We start from the raw sequence: 16,495 nt of genomic DNA, 5'->3' as shown, positions 1-16,495 counted from the left end.
ATGGACCTGATTTTTGAAAAAAGCGTACCCGGCAGAGGACTTTCTCTCTTGCCCCCGTGCGACGTTCCGGAGTGCTTGCCGGATCCGGAAAATCTGCGTCAAACCGCACTTCGTCTTCCTGAAATTTCGGAAAACGATCTCTCGCGTCACTATTCTGCGCTCGCCAAACGAACCTACGGCGTAAACTGCGGGTTCTATCCGCTCGGTTCCTGCACGATGAAATACAATCCGAAACTCCACGAGGACCTGAGCGCGCTTCCCGGATTCACCGGAATTCATCCGCTGCAGCCGGAAAGCACTGCCAAAGGTTGCCTGCGTGTGCTTTCGCTTGCAGAAGCCTATCTGACGGAAATTACCGGCATGAATCACATGACCTTCCAGCCTGCCGCCGGTGCGCACGGAGAGTTCACAGGAATTCTGCTGATCAAGGCGTATCATCGTTCCCGGGGAGATACTGCCCGCCGGAAAATCCTGATTCCCGATTCCGCACACGGAACCAACCCGGCGTCCGCAGTGATGAACGGGTTTGAAATTGTCAATCTGCCCTCCGGTCCGGATGGATGTCTTGACCTCGACGCGCTGCGCGCAGCGGTCGGCCCGGATACCGCCGGACTCATGCTCACCAATCCGAACACCGTCGGCCTGTTTGATAAAAACATTCTGGAAATCACGCGAATTGTCCATGAAGTCGGCGGACTGAATTACTATGACGGCGCCAACCTCAACGCCGTGATGGGCGTTGTGCGGCCCGGCGACATGGGATTCGATGTGGTGCATCTGAATCTGCACAAAACCTTTTCTACCCCGCATGGCGGCGGCGGTCCGGGAAGCGGCGCCGTCGGATGCAAGGCATTTCTTGCGCCGTTCCTTCCGAAGCCGGTTTTGGCAGACGCTTCCTTTGACTACGACCGGCCGCAAAGCGTCGGGAAAGTCCGTTCGTTCTATGGGAATTTCCTCGTCGTCGTTCGGGCGCTGGCATATCTGATGACGCTCGGCGCAGAAGGTGTTCGGGAAGCCGCTGAAAATGCGGTGCTCAATGCCAACTATCTAATGAAAAAGCTGTCTGAAAACTATGATCTGGCTTTTGACACCACCTGTATGCATGAGTTTGTTCTCACGCTCGAAAGCCTGAAAAAGCAAACCGGTGTCTCTGCCATGGATATTGCAAAGGGTCTTTTGGATCACGGCATGCATCCGCCAACCATGTATTTCCCCCTGATCGTCCACGAGGCGCTGATGCTCGAACCGACCGAAACCGAATCCAGAGAAACCCTAGACGCTGCTGCCGCAGTCTTCCAGTCGCTTTATCAGCTGGCGCATACCGATCCCGATGCGCTGCATCGCGCACCGCAGACCACGCCGATCCGCCGTCCGGACGAAACCCTTGCCGCCCGCAAGCCTGTCTTACGGTATGCATTTTAGCCGAATTTCTTCCCGGGATCGGGTGTGAGGCTGCGTGAAGCACGTTTTAAGGAACTTCTTGAAAGAAGTTCCTTAAAAATCCTCAAGAACTTTTACAAAAAATCCCGTACCGCCCTGCGTTCGCAGGGTAGTACGGGATTTTTCATGAAAGCTTTTGAAGGTTCTAGGAAACTTTTCTCGAAAAGTTTCCTAGAATGTTCTTTATCCAGGCTCCACACCCGATTCCGGGAAGAAATCCAGACTCAGATGCTGGTAAACCCGCCGTCCATAATGAGGTCGGTACCGGTGGTATATGTAGAAGCATCGCTCATCAGATAGAGGATTCCGCAGGCGAGCTCATCCGGCGTACCCATACGGTGTACCGGAATCATATCGAGCCAGGTTTTCCGCAGACCCGGATCCAGCTTTTCCACAAGCTCCGTATAGATATATCCGGGACTGATGCAGTTGACGCGAATGCCCTTTTCGGCCCACTCGACTGCAAGGCTCTTTGTCAGGTGCGCAACGGCAGCCTTTGAAGCATTGTAGGATGCCTGACGCTGCGGAACATTGACGATCGTGCCGGACATAGAAGCCGTGTTCACGATGGACCCCTTTTTTCCTTCCTTCAGGAACAAACGTGCCGCCTCGCGCGCCACCACAAAAATACCGTTGAGGTTGACGTCCAGGACCTTGCACCATTCTGCTTTGGAAACCTCTTCCGCATTCTTGTGAATGCAGATTCCGGCATTGTTAAAGACGCCGTCGAGTGTTCCAAAATCTGCGACAAACGCAGCAAAGGTTGCAATTACGGCATCCTCGTCCGTAACATCGCAGCGGTACGCCTTTGCCTTGTGTCCGTATGCTTCTTCAATTTCCTTGGCTGTTTTTTCTGCAATCTCCAAATTCAAATCAAAAATGCCGACCTCTGCTCCGGCTTCCGCCATTGCTTCCGCTCCGGCTCTGCCGATTCCCTGTGCGCCGCCAGTGACGACTACTTTTTTTCCCTGCATGGAAAACCGTTCCAAAACACCCATTTCTTTGTCCTCCTTTTGATATGAATCCTCCATGTGCCCTTTGCACATCAAAAATGCACCATCATTCTAGCGTAAAATATTTGGAAAGTAAAGGATTATTTATTGATTTGTAACCTACAAATCTGCTTTTTTTACGATCCGCATTTTTTTGCGGCTAAGGAAATCATACATTACCGGGACAACAAACATGGTCATGAAGGTCGCGTAAACCAAACCGCCGATACACACGATTGCAACCGGCTGCATCATAGATGCGCCCGTTCCGATTCCGGCTGCAAGCGGAACCATCGCAAGAATCGTTGTCAGCGCTGTCATCAAAACCGGACGGAGCCGGATATATCCTGCCTCGATGATGGCCTCGCGCTTTTCCATCCCCTGTTCGCGAAGCTGGTTGATGCAGTCCACGAGCACAATACCGTTATTGACAATGACGCCGACCAGCATCACAAATCCGATCATGGCGACCACGCTGATTTCCGATCCGCAGATCAACAGCGCAAAAAGTCCGCCTGTAAAGGCCAGCGGAATCGTAAACATGACAATCATCGGAGAGAGCAGCGACTGGAACTGCGCAACCATAATCAGGTAGACGATCACCACACCCAGAAGCAACATGAGAAGCAAATCAGAAAGCGCGCTCATAATCGTCTCGTTTTCTCCGGCAAATTCCACCGTAATTCCGTCGGCCGGCTTGTAATCTGCCAGCGCCTTTTCGGCCGCCTGTGTCACAAGCGTCACGTTGTATCCGTCGTCAATTTCTGCAGAAACCGTCAGATACCGGCGCTGTTCCGAACGGGAAATGGAGGCAAGCGTTTCGGTCTCAGCAATGGTTGCGATATCCGAAATGTTCACTTCTTTGGTGGAACCGTCCGCCGTCGTCGCAGAGAAAGTGAATTTTCGGATATCCTCCGGCGTCAAATCCTGTGCGGCGCCGGAAATCACAAGAACCTCATAATCGCTGTCAGAAAGCACGGTTGCCGTTGTCTTTTCCTGCATGGCCGCAGAAAAGCTGGCATAAACCTGTGCAACGGTAAGCCCTTCGCGAATTGCCTTTTCCTTATCGACAGAAATCCGCAGTTCGGGTGTCGTCTCACCGATTCCGTTCTCAACGGATCGAATTCCTTCGACGCCTTCCAGTTTTCCTGCCACTTCCTTGGCCGTTTTCTGCAGATCATCGAGATTCTCCCCGTAAAGCTGAATGGTCACGCCAGAGCCGCCCATCATGGTCGAGTAGTTCGACATGGTAGAGGAGCCGCTCGCTGTAATCTCGCAGTCAAAATCCGCGCTGAGCGCTTCGATTTTCCGCGCAACCGCAGAGGCAGAAACCTTGCGGCTGTCTTTGAGCAGTGCATACATGGTCACGGCGCCGGAATCTCCCGCCGCGCTGTCCATATTCATACCCAGCATACTGCTCATACCGCTGCTGAGCATCGCGCCGACCGTATCGACCTCGTCCATCGCATAAATCTTTTCCGCAATTGCGTCCGATGTCTCTGTCAAATCTGCAAAGGTTGCTTCTTCCGGCATCTGGACGCTGACCATGATTTCTGTCCCGTCCATTTCCGGCATATAGGAAAATCCTTTTTGCAGCGCAAGCACTACGCTGCCCGCCAGCAGCACCACCGCCAGCAGCAATACCGCGGCCCGATGGCGCAGCGCAAATGCGACGCCTTTCCTATACCCGGATTGTGTCCGGTTAAAGAGCTTGTTTTGACGTTCCGAGGTCTTTTGCAGAAGTCCCGTGGACATCGCCGGCACAAGCGTCAGAGAAACGGCCAGGCTTGCAAGCAGCGAATAGGCAATTGTCAGCGCCATATCGGTAAACAATTGGCGCGTCAGCCCTTCAATAAAGACGATCGGGAAAAATACGCAGATCGTTGTGAGCGTAGAAGCGGTTACCGCCGCCGCGACCTGTACGGCTCCGGAAATAGACGCTTTGGTCAGCGATACGCCCATCCGCCGCAGGCGATAAATATTTTCGATGACCACAATTGAGTTATCCACCAGCATTCCGACGCCGACTGCAAGACCCGCGAGGGAAATCATATTCAGGGTCACGCCCGAAAAATACATCAGGACAATGGCAAATGTTACGCTGATCGGAACCGAACACGCAACAATAAACGTCGGCCGGATGTCCTTCAAAAACAGCGCCAGAATCAAAATCGCCAGCAGTGCGCCGATCAGCAGATTGTCCAGAACAGAGTTGACCACAATATGGATATAGTCGCCCTGATCCATCAGCGTGGTAAAATGCAGGCCTTCATACTGTTTGCTGAGTTCTTCAAATTTCGCAAGAATTTTTCCGGAAGCCTCCGCCGTGGCGTAGCCGGACTGCTTGGAAAAAGAGAGCAGCACGCCGTCTTCGCCGTTGATCTTCGCATATGAGGAATCGGCGTTATCGGTCAAAAACACCTCTGCAACATCTGAAAGCCGAATCGGCTCCAGGCCGTCAATTCCCAAATCAAACAGCACGAGATTTTGCAGTGCGTCCAGATCCTCAATTTTGTCGCCCACCCGCACCAGATAGTCCACGCCGTCCTCGGCGACATAGCCGGCCGGCATTGAGAAATTCTGCGCAGTCAGGATTGCAGAAATCGAAGACAGCGTAATTTTGTCTGTAATGTCTGCCTTTTCGAGCGCATCCACTTTTGTTTTCTCAAACGTTTCTTTGGAAGCGTCAAGCTCCTGCTGTGCAGATTCCAGCTGGCTGAGCGTTGCTTCCAACATCTGGTCGCCGACAATCATTTTGGTCAGATTTTGGTTCATCTCATAGTTCGCGCTGGATTCCTGGGTGTCAATCTGCTGCAAGGCCTGCGAAACCGTCAATTTTCCGGCCGCAAGCTGATCAGAGGCCGTTTGCAGTTCTTCCAGCTGTTTTTCCACCTGGGCAAGCTGGTCATTCAGCCCGGCAATCACACTATCGAGTGCGTCCTCTTTCACACCGAGCTGTTCGAGGATCTCCAGCGTTGCGGCAATTGCCAGTTCTGTGTCGTCCATCTGCGATTGCAGCGCCTTCATGCGCGCATCCAGCGTCTCCCTGGTTAAGCCATAGGATGCCAGCGCCTGATCCTGTTTTGCAAGCTGTGCTTCGATCTCCTGAAATGCCTCGGAATTCTCCCGCAGCTGTGCTTCTGCCTCTTCCGGCGTCAGAGACGGGTCCGCCGCACAGCTGGCATCAATCATTGCCTGCCGCGCGCTTTCAAGCGCGGTAAGCTGCGCCTGAATCTCTGCGAGCGCCGTCCACTCTTCCTGCATCTGCGAAAACTCCGACTTCAGCGCCGTCATTGACGTCTGCAGCTCCGTCAGCTGCTGCACAGACTTAACGAGCGTCTCTTTTTCCACTGTGCAAAGCTGCATCGCGTTGTTAAGCTTGATCTGCGCTTCCAAAAGCTCTGTTTTTTTATCGTCCAGCTGCCGTTTGGCCTCGCTGAGTTTTTCTGTCAGTTCCGTCTGCGCGGTCTGCAGCGCGTCATATCCGGCGGTGATCTCCGATTTTCCGCTTTCCGCTTGGGAAACGCCGTCGTTTAACTTCTGCTGTGCGTCGTCAAGCTCCTTTTCCGCATCGGTAAACTGTGAAGTCACAGCCCTGCGGACCTTACGGTTGACAGCATCGATCTTATCCTGGTCCAGCAAAACGTGGACGGATTCTTCAATCAGCCCGCTGGTGGAAACACTTGCGACCCCTTCAACACCCTCCAACTTGGGCAGCGCCGTCTCTTCCACGAATTTTGAAAGTTCCGCCCCGGTCTTTCCGTCATAGTCCACTGCCGCAACTGTTACCGGAATCATGTTCGGATTAATCTTCAGGATATACGGTGTGCCGATAGTTTCCTCCCAGGCGCCGGAAATTCGATCAAGGCCTTCCCGGATATCCGTCGTAACCGCGTTCATATCGGCATCTTCGGAAAATTCCATCATGACAATCGAATAGTTTTCACTGGAAGTTGATGTGATGGTTTTGACGTTCTCCACCACTGCCATAGACTGCTCAATCGGCTTCGTCACCGTCTGTTCGACCTCTTCCGGCGTCGCGCCCGGATAGGTGGTCATGACCACAACGTACGGCAAATCGATCGACGGCAAAAGATCCGGGGTCATTTTCATAAATGAAACCACGCCCAGAACAATTACCAAAATAACGCCGACGAGAACGGTAAATGGTCTTTTGACACTGAACTTTGCAAACATAGGCGGAGAATTCCTTTCCAGATGATATGAGATGCTGATTTTTTAAAAGCCAAATCAAAAATATTTTATCACGCGTTTATGAACATTTTTTGATTTTCCCGGTTACTCGGCAATTTTTTCACAACTGTGTAAAGGTTCCGTACGCAAACGCGTCTTTTCTGGAGATTTCTATTGTGATCGATGCAAAATCCGTGGTATACTATAAAAAAATCGGCACAATCGATTCTTTTTTTAGAAAGTGAGGCGTCTTTTATGGAGGTTCGTGTTACGGAATTTCGGCGCCCGTCCGCCTGCGGAGAAGGAGATCTGTTTTCCAGACGATGGGACGCTCCCTGCATTTCACCAAAAGCGATCATTCAAATTGCCCACGGCATGAACGAACACAGCGGCCGGTACGACCGGTTTGCCCGTCTGCTGGTCGAAGACGGCTATATCGTATATGCCAACGACCATATCGGACACGGCAACAGCGACTTTGGGCATCGCGGTACGTTTTCTTTGAAAAAGGGCGGGTTTTCCTTTCTTTTAGAGGATATGAAAACCCTCTATCAATATGCCGACCAAGAACATCCGGGGCTTCCCCATATTCTGTTCGGTCACAGCATGGGCAGTATCGCTGCGGCCATTTATCCAGCGCGTGATCCGAATCTTGCACTGCTAATTTTGATGGGAACACCTGCCCAAAATCCGCTTGGCGGGTTTGGACGTCTGGTAGCCCGGATCACGTCTGCACTTGCGGGTCCGACAAAGCGGTCGCAGTTTTTGATTCGCGCGTCAGAGGCGGATATGGGAAAATGCGCATCGGATCCCATGCAGCGAAACAGCTGGCTCTCGCGCGACGAGGCGGAGGTCCGCAAGTTTGTGGAGGATCCGCTGCGCGGGGAAGCATTTTCTGCTTCCGCCTACGGAGAACTGCTTGAGGCACTGCACGAATTCGGCAGCCGCAACTGGCCGAAAACCATCCCCGAGATCCCAATTCTGATCACTGCCGGTGCAGCGGACAGCGTCGGCAAATACGGCGCCGGTCCGCGATTCTATTATCAGCGTCTGCTGGATGCCGGTCATCGGGACGTCACGCTCAAGCTCTATGAGGGCGCGCGTCATGAGCTGCTCAATGAGTGCAATCGCGACGAAGTACAGCGCGATCTGCTTGCTTTTCTCGATCAAAAGTTGGGGGTTCAGCCCAATAAAATGTAGCCGGTACGATTAAAACGCGATGGCATTTTCCGATTTTCAGAATGATAAAGAGAATCAAAAAGCTCCGCATGGGGATAAGGCCGTCCCGATGCGGAGCTTTTGTGTATGCACTTTGCGTGTTGCTGGACTAGTTTTTCGCAAAACAATCTTTTGGTCCCTTTCGAAAAAGGTGCGTTCGTTTATTCGGTCTCCCCGGCTTTACAGCGCACATTCCGGATGCGCTTCAAACCGAACCGTGATTGCGGTACCCTGCTGCCATTCGCTCTCCAGAGAGAGTTTTGCGCCATGCTGTTCGGCAACGTGCTTGACAATGGCAAGCCCCAGTCCGGTTCCGCCGCTTTCCTTGGAACGGCTTTTATCTACACGGTAGAACCGCTCAAACACCCGGCTTTGATGCTCTTTGGGAATTCCAATTCCCGTGTCCACCACAGAAAGAAGCGCCGCACCGTCCGGTTCCTTTTGCACGGAAACCCGCACATCGCCGCCCGGATGATTATACCGGATCGCATTGTCCATCAGGTTATAAACCAGTTCTTCCAGCATGCCCTCGTTTCCCCAGACCATACACTTCGGGGCCGTCAGCACAAGGCGCACACCCGCCTGTTCTGCATGGAATTTGAGGTACCCTGCGCTCTTCTCCACCACTGCAGAGAGATCCACTTCTTCAAAGTCGCGGTCATTGCTCGGCTCATCCAGTTCGGAAAGTTTGATAATATCGGAAATCAGCGTAATTAGCCGTCCCGCTTCGTGGTGAATTTTTCCGGCAAATTCCGGAATGTCCTCTTTCTGGGCAATTCCGGTTTCAATCATTTCCGCATATCCCGAAATGGAGGTCAGCGGGGTTTTCAGTTCATGGGAAACATTCGCCGTAAACTGCTGGCGGATCGTTTCGTTTTCTTCTTTTCGCTGCTGTTCTTCCATCACCGCTTCTACAAGCGGGGCAAGTTCAGTATAAGGCATATTTTCATCCATATGCTCAACGTCGTCCGCCATCGCGGTAATCGGACGAACCAGCTGCTTGGTCATCAGCATCGACAAAAGCGCTGAAATTCCAAGCAGAACCAGCAGGACAAAGACCGTCACCGGAATGAGCTTCCGATAGGCCGAAAGCATTCTCGCAGACCACATGGAAAGCCGCAGAATGTTGCCGTCTTTCAGCACAAGCGCGTAGTAATAGGTCTGTCTGCCGAGCGTTCCTGAAATTCGGGTCGCCTCTCCCTCTCCCTCCTCCAGCGCCTTGCGCACTTCAGGACGGGTCAGGTGATTTTCCATCTTACTGGTATCCGCACTGCTCTCAAACAGAACCTCTCCGGTCGGGGAAAGCAGCGTGATGCGGACCTCCTCCGTTTCAAAATCCGGCAAAGACAACCGGCCGTCATTTTGCGTATACGCCGATGCCAGCGCCTTGGCATACAGGCGGATATCATGCTTAATTTGCGCGTCAAATGCACAGTGCATAATGAACGCAATCACCGCGCCGGTCAGCACCATCGAAAAAATCGCAATTGCAATCAGCCGGCGGCTGATCTGTTTACTTATCGAGCGTTCTTTCCTCAATTTTATAACCCACATTTCTGATCGTGCGAATCATGGAACCCGTTTCTCCGAGTTTCTGGCGCAGCGTTTTGATATGCATATCGACTGTCCGGCTGCCGCCTTCAAAGTTTATTCCCCACACACGATCCATTATTTTTTCCCGGGATAATACCAGCCCGGCGTTAATCATCAGGTATTTCAGCAATTCGTATTCTTTAAAGGTCAATTCACAGGGTTCCCCGTCCACCGAAACCAGATGTTTCTGATCGTCAAGCACGATTCCGCCACAGATATATTGGGACGCAGCCTCCTCTTTGGCCGGTACCCGGCGGAGCATTGCCTTGACACGGGAAATAAACTCCATAATGCCAAACGGTTTCGTGACATAATCGTCTGCGCCGGTGTCGAGACCGCGCACGGCATCGAGTTCGGTATCCTTTGCAGTAATAATAATCACCGGAACCGCTTTCAGTTCCGCATCTGCCCGAATCCGCCGCAAAATCGTCAGGCCATCCTCTCCGGGAAGCATCAGATCGAGAATCACCAGTTCCGGAACCGTCTCCGCACAAGCTGCAAAAAAGCTTCCGCCTTCCCCGAAACCCGCGACCTCGTATCCGCTGTTTTTCAGCGCGTAGCTTTCCATCTGCCGGATGTTGACGTCATCCTCTACAATATAAATCATGTCTCATTCCCCCGCCGCATGTGCCCGAATACAGGCTGTTATGCTTTCAAAACAACGCATCGTTTTTCAAGCAGCGGCGCCGCTGCCGGGCGCCCTATGCATAACAGCTTTTTTGTTATTATAGCATGGGTCTGTGCGCGGTTCAATGGATTCCGCCGGAAAACAGAGATCGAAGGCCTGTGCAAAAGCCTTCGATCTAGAAATTCTAATCAGTCGCGAATTCGGTTACGCTTGCGGCAATGCGTACTTTGCCTTGTACATCTCGTAGTCCTCCATAAACGCCGAAGTTTCGGAGTCCTTTACCGCATGGAGATATTCGTGTGTATCGAATGTGCCTTCATTCGTCTGAATCAGACAAACCGCAATATTGGAGCAATGGTCCGCAATCCGTTCCAGATTCAGCAGAATATCCGCATGCACAAATCCCATCTCAATCGTACATTTCCCTTCCTGCAGACGCTCGATATGTCTGCTGCTGAGTTTCAGCTTCAGCTTATCCACCACCTGCTCCAGAGGCTCGACTTTTTCTGCCAAATTCAAATCATTGCGCTCAAACGCCTCAATGGCAATCCGCACAATCTCCTCGACCGCTTGGAACAGAACTTCCATTTCCTTTTTGGCATCTTCTGTAAAGCCGATTTTCTTCTCATGCATCTCCTTTGCAGAATCCAGCAAATTCACCGCATGATCGCCGATCCGCTCGAAATTCCCGATCGAATGCAGCAATTTGGAAATCTCTTTGCTGTCCTCTAACGAAAGGCTCTGACTGCTCAGCTTGACAAGATAGGTGCCGAGTTTATCCTCATACTGGTCGATTTCTGTTTCCAGCTCTTCGATTCTCTGGGCGGTTTTTTCATCATACTGATTGATTTCCTGCAGCGCCAGACGGAACGCTTCCCAAGCAAGGTCAGCCATTTCCACGGTAACGGTGTGGCTCTGCTCTACTGCAAAAGCCGGCGTCTGCAAAAAGCGTTCTTCCAGGAGTGAATATTTTTCTTCGCGGTTGTCCTTATTCGGTACCATCAGACAAGCCAATTTCTCCAGAAGCTTCGCGCACGGCAGCAGAAGGATTGTGGTCAGAATATTAAAGATACTGTGAATGCCCGCAATCCCGGCAGGGTTGATCGCTTCTTTTGCAAAAGAGAAGCCGCCGCAGATCCAGTCAATCAAATAGTAGAGGCTCAAAAGCACCACAGTGCCAATAATGTTAAAACAGATATGAACCGCTGCAACCCGTTTGGCATTCCGGTTGACGCCGATACTGGAAAGCAGCGCCGTGACACAGGTGCCGATGTTCTGACCCATGATGATCGGAATCGCCATCTCATAGCTGATTCCGCCGGTCAGAGAAAGCGCCTGCAAAATGCCGACAGAAGCTGCGGAGCTTTGAATCACACCGGTAAAGACCGCACCGGTCAAAACGCCAAGCAGCGGATTGGAAAACATCGTCAGGATGCTTGCGAATTCCGGCATATCTGCAAGCGGGCTAACCGCATCGCCCATGACCTGCATGCCGAACATCAAAACCGAAAAGCCCACCAGAATGTTTCCGAGGTCTTTTCTCTTTGCGCTTCTGGCCGCCAGCATCATGACAATTCCGATCAGCGCAAATACCGGCGCAAAGGACTCCGGTTTTAGCAGCCGTAAAAAGAAATTATCGCTTTGAATGCCGGAAAGGCTCAGAATCCAGGCAGTCAGCGTGGTGCCGATATTGGAACCCATAATGACGCCGACCGTCTGCCCAAGCTGCATAATCCCGGAATTCACAAGTCCCACCAGCATGACGGTCAGCGCCGAAGAGGATTGGATGGCAATTGTGATTCCCGCACCAAGTAAAATACTTTTAAATGGATTCGATGTCATTTTTTTGAGGGTGCGTTCCAATTTTCCGCCGGCCAGCTTTTCCAGGCCAGCCGTCATGGCATGCATTCCATACAGGAAAAATGCAAGTCCTCCAAACAGGGAAAATACCGAAAATAAGTCCATTTTGTTCTTCCTTTCTCCTTCAATCCGATCCTCGTCGTTTTTCACTCTTTTTCATTACAGATTTAACAATACGGCCTGTTCGTAAAATATAACAAAGCCATTCTGTAAAATTCATGTAAAATTTCAACCCGGCGCCGCATTGACAAGTTTCTTTGCGGCCGCTACAATGCTTGGTGGGAAGGTGAACACATGAATCAGGTTTTTGGTATTTTCGCACACGTGGACGCCGGAAAAACAACCTTGTCGGAACAGCTTCTTTATCACGCCGGCGCGACCCGCGCACTCGGGCGTGTAGACAATGGCAATACGCTGCTCGATACCAACCGCGTGGAACGCGAACGCGGAATCACGATTTTTTCCGACTATGCCTCTTTTTCCTGGGAGGGCGGACAGTTTTTCCTGCTGGATACCCCGGGACACGTTGATTTTTCCGGAGAAATGGAACGTACGCTTTCGGTTTTGGATTTTGCCATTTTGGTTGTCAGCTGTGTCGAAGGCATACAAAGCCATACCGAAACGCTCTGGCAGCTTTTAAAGGCTTATCAGATCCCGACGCTGATTTTTCTCAATAAAACCGACCGCGCCGGCGCCGACCGGACGCGGGTGTTTGCAGAACTTCGGAAGCGATTTTCAGAAGATCTTCTGGATTTCGATCAGGGATTCTGCGAATCCGCAAAAGAGGCACTTGCCGAACGCGATGAAGCATTTTTGGAATTCTTTCTGAATGGGATACCGTCTGACGCCGACTGCCTGGCCGCTTTGCAGCGGCTATTTGCTGCACGCGCCTGCTTTCCCTGTCTTTCCGGCGCGGCGCTTTCCGGAGACGGCGTGGACCGGCTGCTTGCGCTGCTTCCAAAGCTTCTTGCTGAAACATCTGCAGAAAGCGCCGACCTGCGCGCGCGTGTCTATAAAATTGCACATGACGAAAAAGGACAGCGTCTGACTTTTTTAAAAATCACCGGCGGAACGCTCTCTGTAAAAGAGGTGCTTCAGGGAGAAAAAATTAATGAAATCCGCTTTTATCAGGGGGCAAAATATACCACTGCCACGGCTGCGCAAACCGGCATACTCTGCGCGGTTACCGGTCTTACGCACACAAAGCCCGGTATGGGAATCGGCACCGAGGAAGCACTCCCCTCGCCTGTCTGCACACCTGCCCTGATCGCCGGGGTACAGGCGCCGCCCAACATCCCGCCGCAGACCGTTCTGCATGATTTTCTGCTGCTCAGCGATGAAGATCCGCTCCTGCAGGCCGAATGGGAAAACGGAGAAGTCCGCGTACATATTATGGGAGCTGTTCAGCTTGCCGTGTTACCGGAGCTGGTGCACGACCGGTTTGGATATCCCATCACCTTTGGTCCGTGCCGTGTCGCCTATCGCGAGTCCATTCGGCACCCTGTCATGGGATACGGACATTTTGAGCCGCTGCGGCATTATGCTGAAGTCCACCTCCGGCTCGATCCCATGCCGACTGGCAGCGGGATTTCCTTTCGGAGCGAATGCCCGACTGATGTTCTTGCGCTGAATTGGCAGCGTCTGATCGAAACGCATGTTTTTGAAAAGGTACATCGCGGCGTTCTGACCGGTGCGCCGCTGGATGATGTCCAAATCACGCTCGTATTTGGGCGCGCACACTTAAAACATACCGAGGGCGGAGATTTTCGGGAAGCCGTTTATCGGGCAATCCGTCAAGCATTGCGCCGTGCAGATTGTTTTCTTCTGGAGCCGCTCTATCGGTTCTCGATCGACGTTCCGCTGGAAACCGCCGGCCGTGTGCTCACGGATATTCAGCGGATGCACGGAACGTTTGATCCTCCGGCGTCTGCGGACGGCGTCCGTGCAGTCATTACCGGGACCGCACCGGTTGCAACCATGATGAACTACGCGCAGGATCTGGCTGTCCTGACACGCGGAAAAGGCACGCTTCGTCTTTTTGCAAGCGGATATGCGCCCTGTCACAATGAAGCGGATGTTTTAACCGCTTCGTCATACGATCCGGATCGAGATATCGAAAACCCTGCCGATTCTGTTTTTTGTTCCCATGGCGCCGGGTTCCCGGTTAGCTGGCGGGAGGCAGAGCGGTACATGATTTCGTATCCCTAAACCGGCAGTTTGTCCCGGCGGCTCTTCTGCCGGCCCAGACTTGCGATCCGGCGTATCCGCTTTTGCGGCGCTTCTTCTCTGCAATCCTTTCGTTGCCGCAGAATAGCTAAAAATTCAGATTGTGTAATCTGCTCCTTGCGGTGGTAAAAACATGTTGTCCGTCGAGTTTCCTGCAATGCAGCGAAATTTTTCCTCTTTTCAATTCACTTTTCGAATCCATTAAGAAACGCCGGCGCATCTCCACGGAGATACGCCGGCGTTTCTTATTTGTAAAGGTTTTATACTTTTCAATTTTTTCTTCGGGCTTACCGAGATTTTGTATCGATCTGCGGTTTGATCTCAAAATCTAGCTTCCAGGCAAAAATTCCACCCGAATTCTGCCGGATTCGGCACCGTTCTGCAAGAAAAATGCTTTACACAAAATCTGGCAGCAAAACTTCCCGCATATCTCAAACCGCATGCGTATTGATAAATTCATCCTTAATTTTGGAGTAGAGGATTTTTTGACTGCTGTAAATTCCAAAATACCCGGAAAGCATATAACTGACGCCGGAAGCCACCGCAAAAAACGGGAGGCCGCCGATACCGAACAGCTCAATGCTGAGCAAAATGGAAGAAATCGGGGTATTCGTCACGCCGCAAAACATTGCAACCATCCCAACCGCCGCGCCAAAACCGGGATCCATTCCGAGCAGCGCGCCAGCCGTACAGCCAAATGTCGCACCGACAAACAGGGTCGGAACAATCTCTCCGCCTTTTAGTCCGGCCGCCAAGGTAATCGCCGTAAAAAGGAGCTTCAGCGCAAACGCTTCCGGCCGGGCAGAGCCCGCAATGGCTTTTGTGATGATCTCCATCCCGGCGCCGTTGTAGTCCCGGGTGCCGCAAATCAGGGTCAGCGCGACAACTGCAGCGCCGCCAGCCAGTGCGCGCAGATATTCGTTCGGAATCCAGCGCGCCAAATAAACCCGCGTCTTTTTCATCACCAGGCAGAATCCAATACTCACCAACGCGCAAAGTGCGCCGAGAACAATCACCTGAAAGAATGCGGGAATCGAAAGCGCCGGTACCGCGGTAAGAGAAAATGAGACGCCGCCCGCGCCGAAAAGCTGCGCCACGCCATAGGCAACAAGCGCAGCCAGAATGCAGGGGACAAAAGCAGCATAATAAAATACACCGACGCTGATTACCTCAATGGAAAACACCGTGGCTGTCAAGGGCGTTCCGAACAGCGCCGAAAACACAGCGCTCATACCGCAAAGCGTCGCAATGTGGCGGTCTTTTTCACCGAACTGTAGCCAGGCGCCGCACTGAAAGCCGATGCTTCCGCCAATTTGCAGCGCCGCGCCTTCCCGTCCGGCCGAACCGCCAAACAGATGCGTAAGGACCGTACTGAGGAAGATCAGCGGCGTCAGAATCAGCGGAACCCGCTGATTTGTACGAATCGATTCAAACACCTCATTCGTCCCCGTACCGCTTGAAAGTTTCGAGAGCCGATACATGCCCACAATGATCAAACCGGCAACCGGAAGTAAAAAAAGCAGCCAATCATTTTCCGCACGCACGCGCGTCGCCGTTTCCACTGCCCTGTGAAACAGGGCGCCGATTCCGCCGCCGACGAAGCCGATCGCAACGGACACGGCACTCCATTTGAGAAAGGCGAGCAGATACCGCGCTGCCCGCTTCATGCATTCTTTGATCTTGTTCATCCATGTTCTCCTCATTCGCTTGGGGCATTTGCATTTGTCCGGCCGCAGTTTTTATTTTTTCTGCATCCGCCCGTTAGCGGTGGCACAAAATCGGGACCGGCCGCCTTTCACAGCGCCGGTCCTGAAAATCAAACCATCTGTTTTCAAGAAGTGACCTGTTTCGCACCGCGCCCACACAGCGGCCGCACGTTTTTCCGTGTACGACGCAGACAGGCCGCAAAAGGTCGTTATGTGGAAGACCGGTCGTGCGGAACCGCTTCCGCAAATGTACAGGAGTCGAGTTTGGCACGCACCAGTTCCGTAATCTCTGCGTAAATCTGGTGAAACCGGCACGCAGTATGCGAACAGTCATATTCCCCTTTTTGGCATCGGTTGAGCACATAAGGTCCCTCTACCGATTCAATCACCTGGCGCAATGTGATATCGCCAGGACTGCGGGCAAGCTCATAACCGCCATGTGCGCCTTTATAGGAGGTAATCAGGCCGTCCTCCACCAATTTTCGTAAAATTTTGAGACAAAACCGGAGCGGGACATGCGTTTTTTCCGCGATGCTTCCCGCGTCGATCTTTTTTCCGGACGCGGCAAGCAATTCCACAATCCGTACCGCATAATCGGCCTCCAGCGTCATATGCATTTTCCGCGCCTCCTTTAAGGG

At 52.3% G+C, this 16,495-nt stretch carries 10 protein-coding genes; 3 read left to right on the top strand and 7 right to left on the bottom strand.

What is annotated here, in order from left to right:
* Positions 1–1,422 carry an aminomethyl-transferring glycine dehydrogenase subunit GcvPB gene (gcvPB, locus tag IAG03_RS01640; RefSeq protein WP_249317940.1) on the top strand — a complete coding sequence of 474 codons (1,422 nt, stop codon included), beginning with the start codon at positions 1–3 and terminating at the stop codon, positions 1,420–1,422.
* Positions 1,423–1,664: 242 nt separating this feature from the next.
* On the opposite strand, the gene IAG03_RS01635 is transcribed toward gcvPB, so the two are convergent.
* Both IAG03_RS01635 and IAG03_RS01630 read right to left on the bottom strand, forming a co-directional pair.
* Positions 1,665–2,438 (bottom strand): SDR family oxidoreductase, encoded by a 774-nt coding sequence (locus tag IAG03_RS01635; protein WP_249317939.1) that lies wholly within the window; start codon positions 2,436–2,438, stop codon positions 1,665–1,667.
* A 114-nt stretch (positions 2,439–2,552) separates the two neighbouring features.
* Positions 2,553–6,629: an efflux RND transporter permease subunit gene (locus tag IAG03_RS01630; protein ID WP_249317938.1), complete on the bottom strand. Its 4,077-nt coding sequence runs from the start codon at positions 6,627–6,629 to the stop codon at positions 2,553–2,555.
* Between the two features lie 252 nt (positions 6,630–6,881).
* On the opposite strand from IAG03_RS01630, the gene IAG03_RS01625 reads away from it, so the two are divergent.
* Complete coding sequence (locus tag IAG03_RS01625; RefSeq protein WP_249317937.1) at positions 6,882–7,826, top strand: alpha/beta hydrolase; 945 nt, start codon at positions 6,882–6,884, stop codon at positions 7,824–7,826.
* Between the two features lie 198 nt (positions 7,827–8,024).
* On the opposite strand, the gene IAG03_RS01620 is transcribed toward IAG03_RS01625, so the two are convergent.
* The 3 genes from IAG03_RS01620 to IAG03_RS01610 form a co-directional block, all read right to left on the bottom strand.
* Positions 8,025–9,383 (bottom strand): sensor histidine kinase, encoded by a 1,359-nt coding sequence (locus IAG03_RS01620; RefSeq protein ID WP_249317936.1) that lies wholly within the window; start codon positions 9,381–9,383, stop codon positions 8,025–8,027.
* Entirely contained in the window at positions 9,358–10,044 is a 687-nt protein-coding gene (locus IAG03_RS01615; protein ID WP_249317935.1) for a response regulator transcription factor, read from the bottom strand. Before IAG03_RS01615 ends, IAG03_RS01620 begins: the two co-directional genes overlap by 26 nt.
* Positions 10,045–10,269: 225 nt before the next feature.
* The gene (locus IAG03_RS01610) at positions 10,270–12,030 is read right to left on the bottom strand and encodes a Na/Pi cotransporter family protein (protein WP_249317934.1); all 1,761 of its coding nucleotides are present in this window, start codon (positions 12,028–12,030) and stop codon (positions 10,270–10,272) included.
* Positions 12,031–12,219: 189 nt separating this feature from the next.
* On the opposite strand from IAG03_RS01610, the gene IAG03_RS01605 reads away from it, so the two are divergent.
* Positions 12,220–14,133 carry an elongation factor G gene (locus tag IAG03_RS01605; protein ID WP_249317933.1) on the top strand — a complete coding sequence of 638 codons (1,914 nt, stop codon included), beginning with the start codon at positions 12,220–12,222 and terminating at the stop codon, positions 14,131–14,133.
* 449 nt (positions 14,134–14,582) lie between these two features.
* Here the strand turns inward: IAG03_RS01605 and IAG03_RS01600 are convergent, their stop codons facing one another.
* Both IAG03_RS01600 and IAG03_RS01595 read right to left on the bottom strand, forming a co-directional pair.
* Positions 14,583–15,839 carry a chloride channel protein gene (locus tag IAG03_RS01600; RefSeq protein WP_249317932.1) on the bottom strand — a complete coding sequence of 419 codons (1,257 nt, stop codon included), beginning with the start codon at positions 15,837–15,839 and terminating at the stop codon, positions 14,583–14,585.
* Positions 15,840–16,066: 227 nt separating this feature from the next.
* Positions 16,067–16,474, bottom strand: a complete 408-nt coding sequence (locus IAG03_RS01595; RefSeq protein WP_249317931.1) for an RrF2 family transcriptional regulator — start codon at positions 16,472–16,474, stop codon at positions 16,067–16,069.
* Positions 16,475–16,495: the final 21 nt, after the last annotated feature.

This window comes from Yeguia hominis (assembly GCF_014384705.1).
GTDB classification, from domain to species: domain Bacteria; phylum Bacillota; class Clostridia; order Oscillospirales; family Acutalibacteraceae; genus Yeguia; species Yeguia hominis.
This window is presented reverse-complemented; position numbering and strand designations above follow the sequence as displayed.

Excerpts from the sequence above, each read along its gene's own strand:
- IAG03_RS01610 (WP_249317934.1), bottom strand. The coding sequence starts at position 12,030 with ATGGACTTATTTTCGGTATTTTCCCTGTTTGGAGGACTTGCATTTTTC.
- IAG03_RS01615 (WP_249317935.1), bottom strand. The coding sequence starts at position 10,044 with ATGATTTATATTGTAGAGGATGACGTCAACATCCGGCAGATGGAAAGC.
- IAG03_RS01630 (WP_249317938.1), bottom strand. The coding sequence starts at position 6,629 with ATGTTTGCAAAGTTCAGTGTCAAAAGACCATTTACCGTTCTCGTCGGC.
- IAG03_RS01605 (WP_249317933.1), top strand. The coding sequence starts at position 12,220 with ATGAATCAGGTTTTTGGTATTTTCGCACACGTGGACGCCGGAAAAACA.
- gcvPB (WP_249317940.1), top strand. The coding sequence starts at position 1 with ATGGACCTGATTTTTGAAAAAAGCGTACCCGGCAGAGGACTTTCTCTC.
- IAG03_RS01625 (WP_249317937.1), top strand. The coding sequence starts at position 6,882 with ATGGAGGTTCGTGTTACGGAATTTCGGCGCCCGTCCGCCTGCGGAGAA.
- IAG03_RS01595 (WP_249317931.1), bottom strand. The coding sequence starts at position 16,474 with ATGCATATGACGCTGGAGGCCGATTATGCGGTACGGATTGTGGAATTG.
- IAG03_RS01635 (WP_249317939.1), bottom strand. The coding sequence starts at position 2,438 with ATGGGTGTTTTGGAACGGTTTTCCATGCAGGGAAAAAAAGTAGTCGTC.
- IAG03_RS01600 (WP_249317932.1), bottom strand. The coding sequence starts at position 15,839 with ATGAACAAGATCAAAGAATGCATGAAGCGGGCAGCGCGGTATCTGCTC.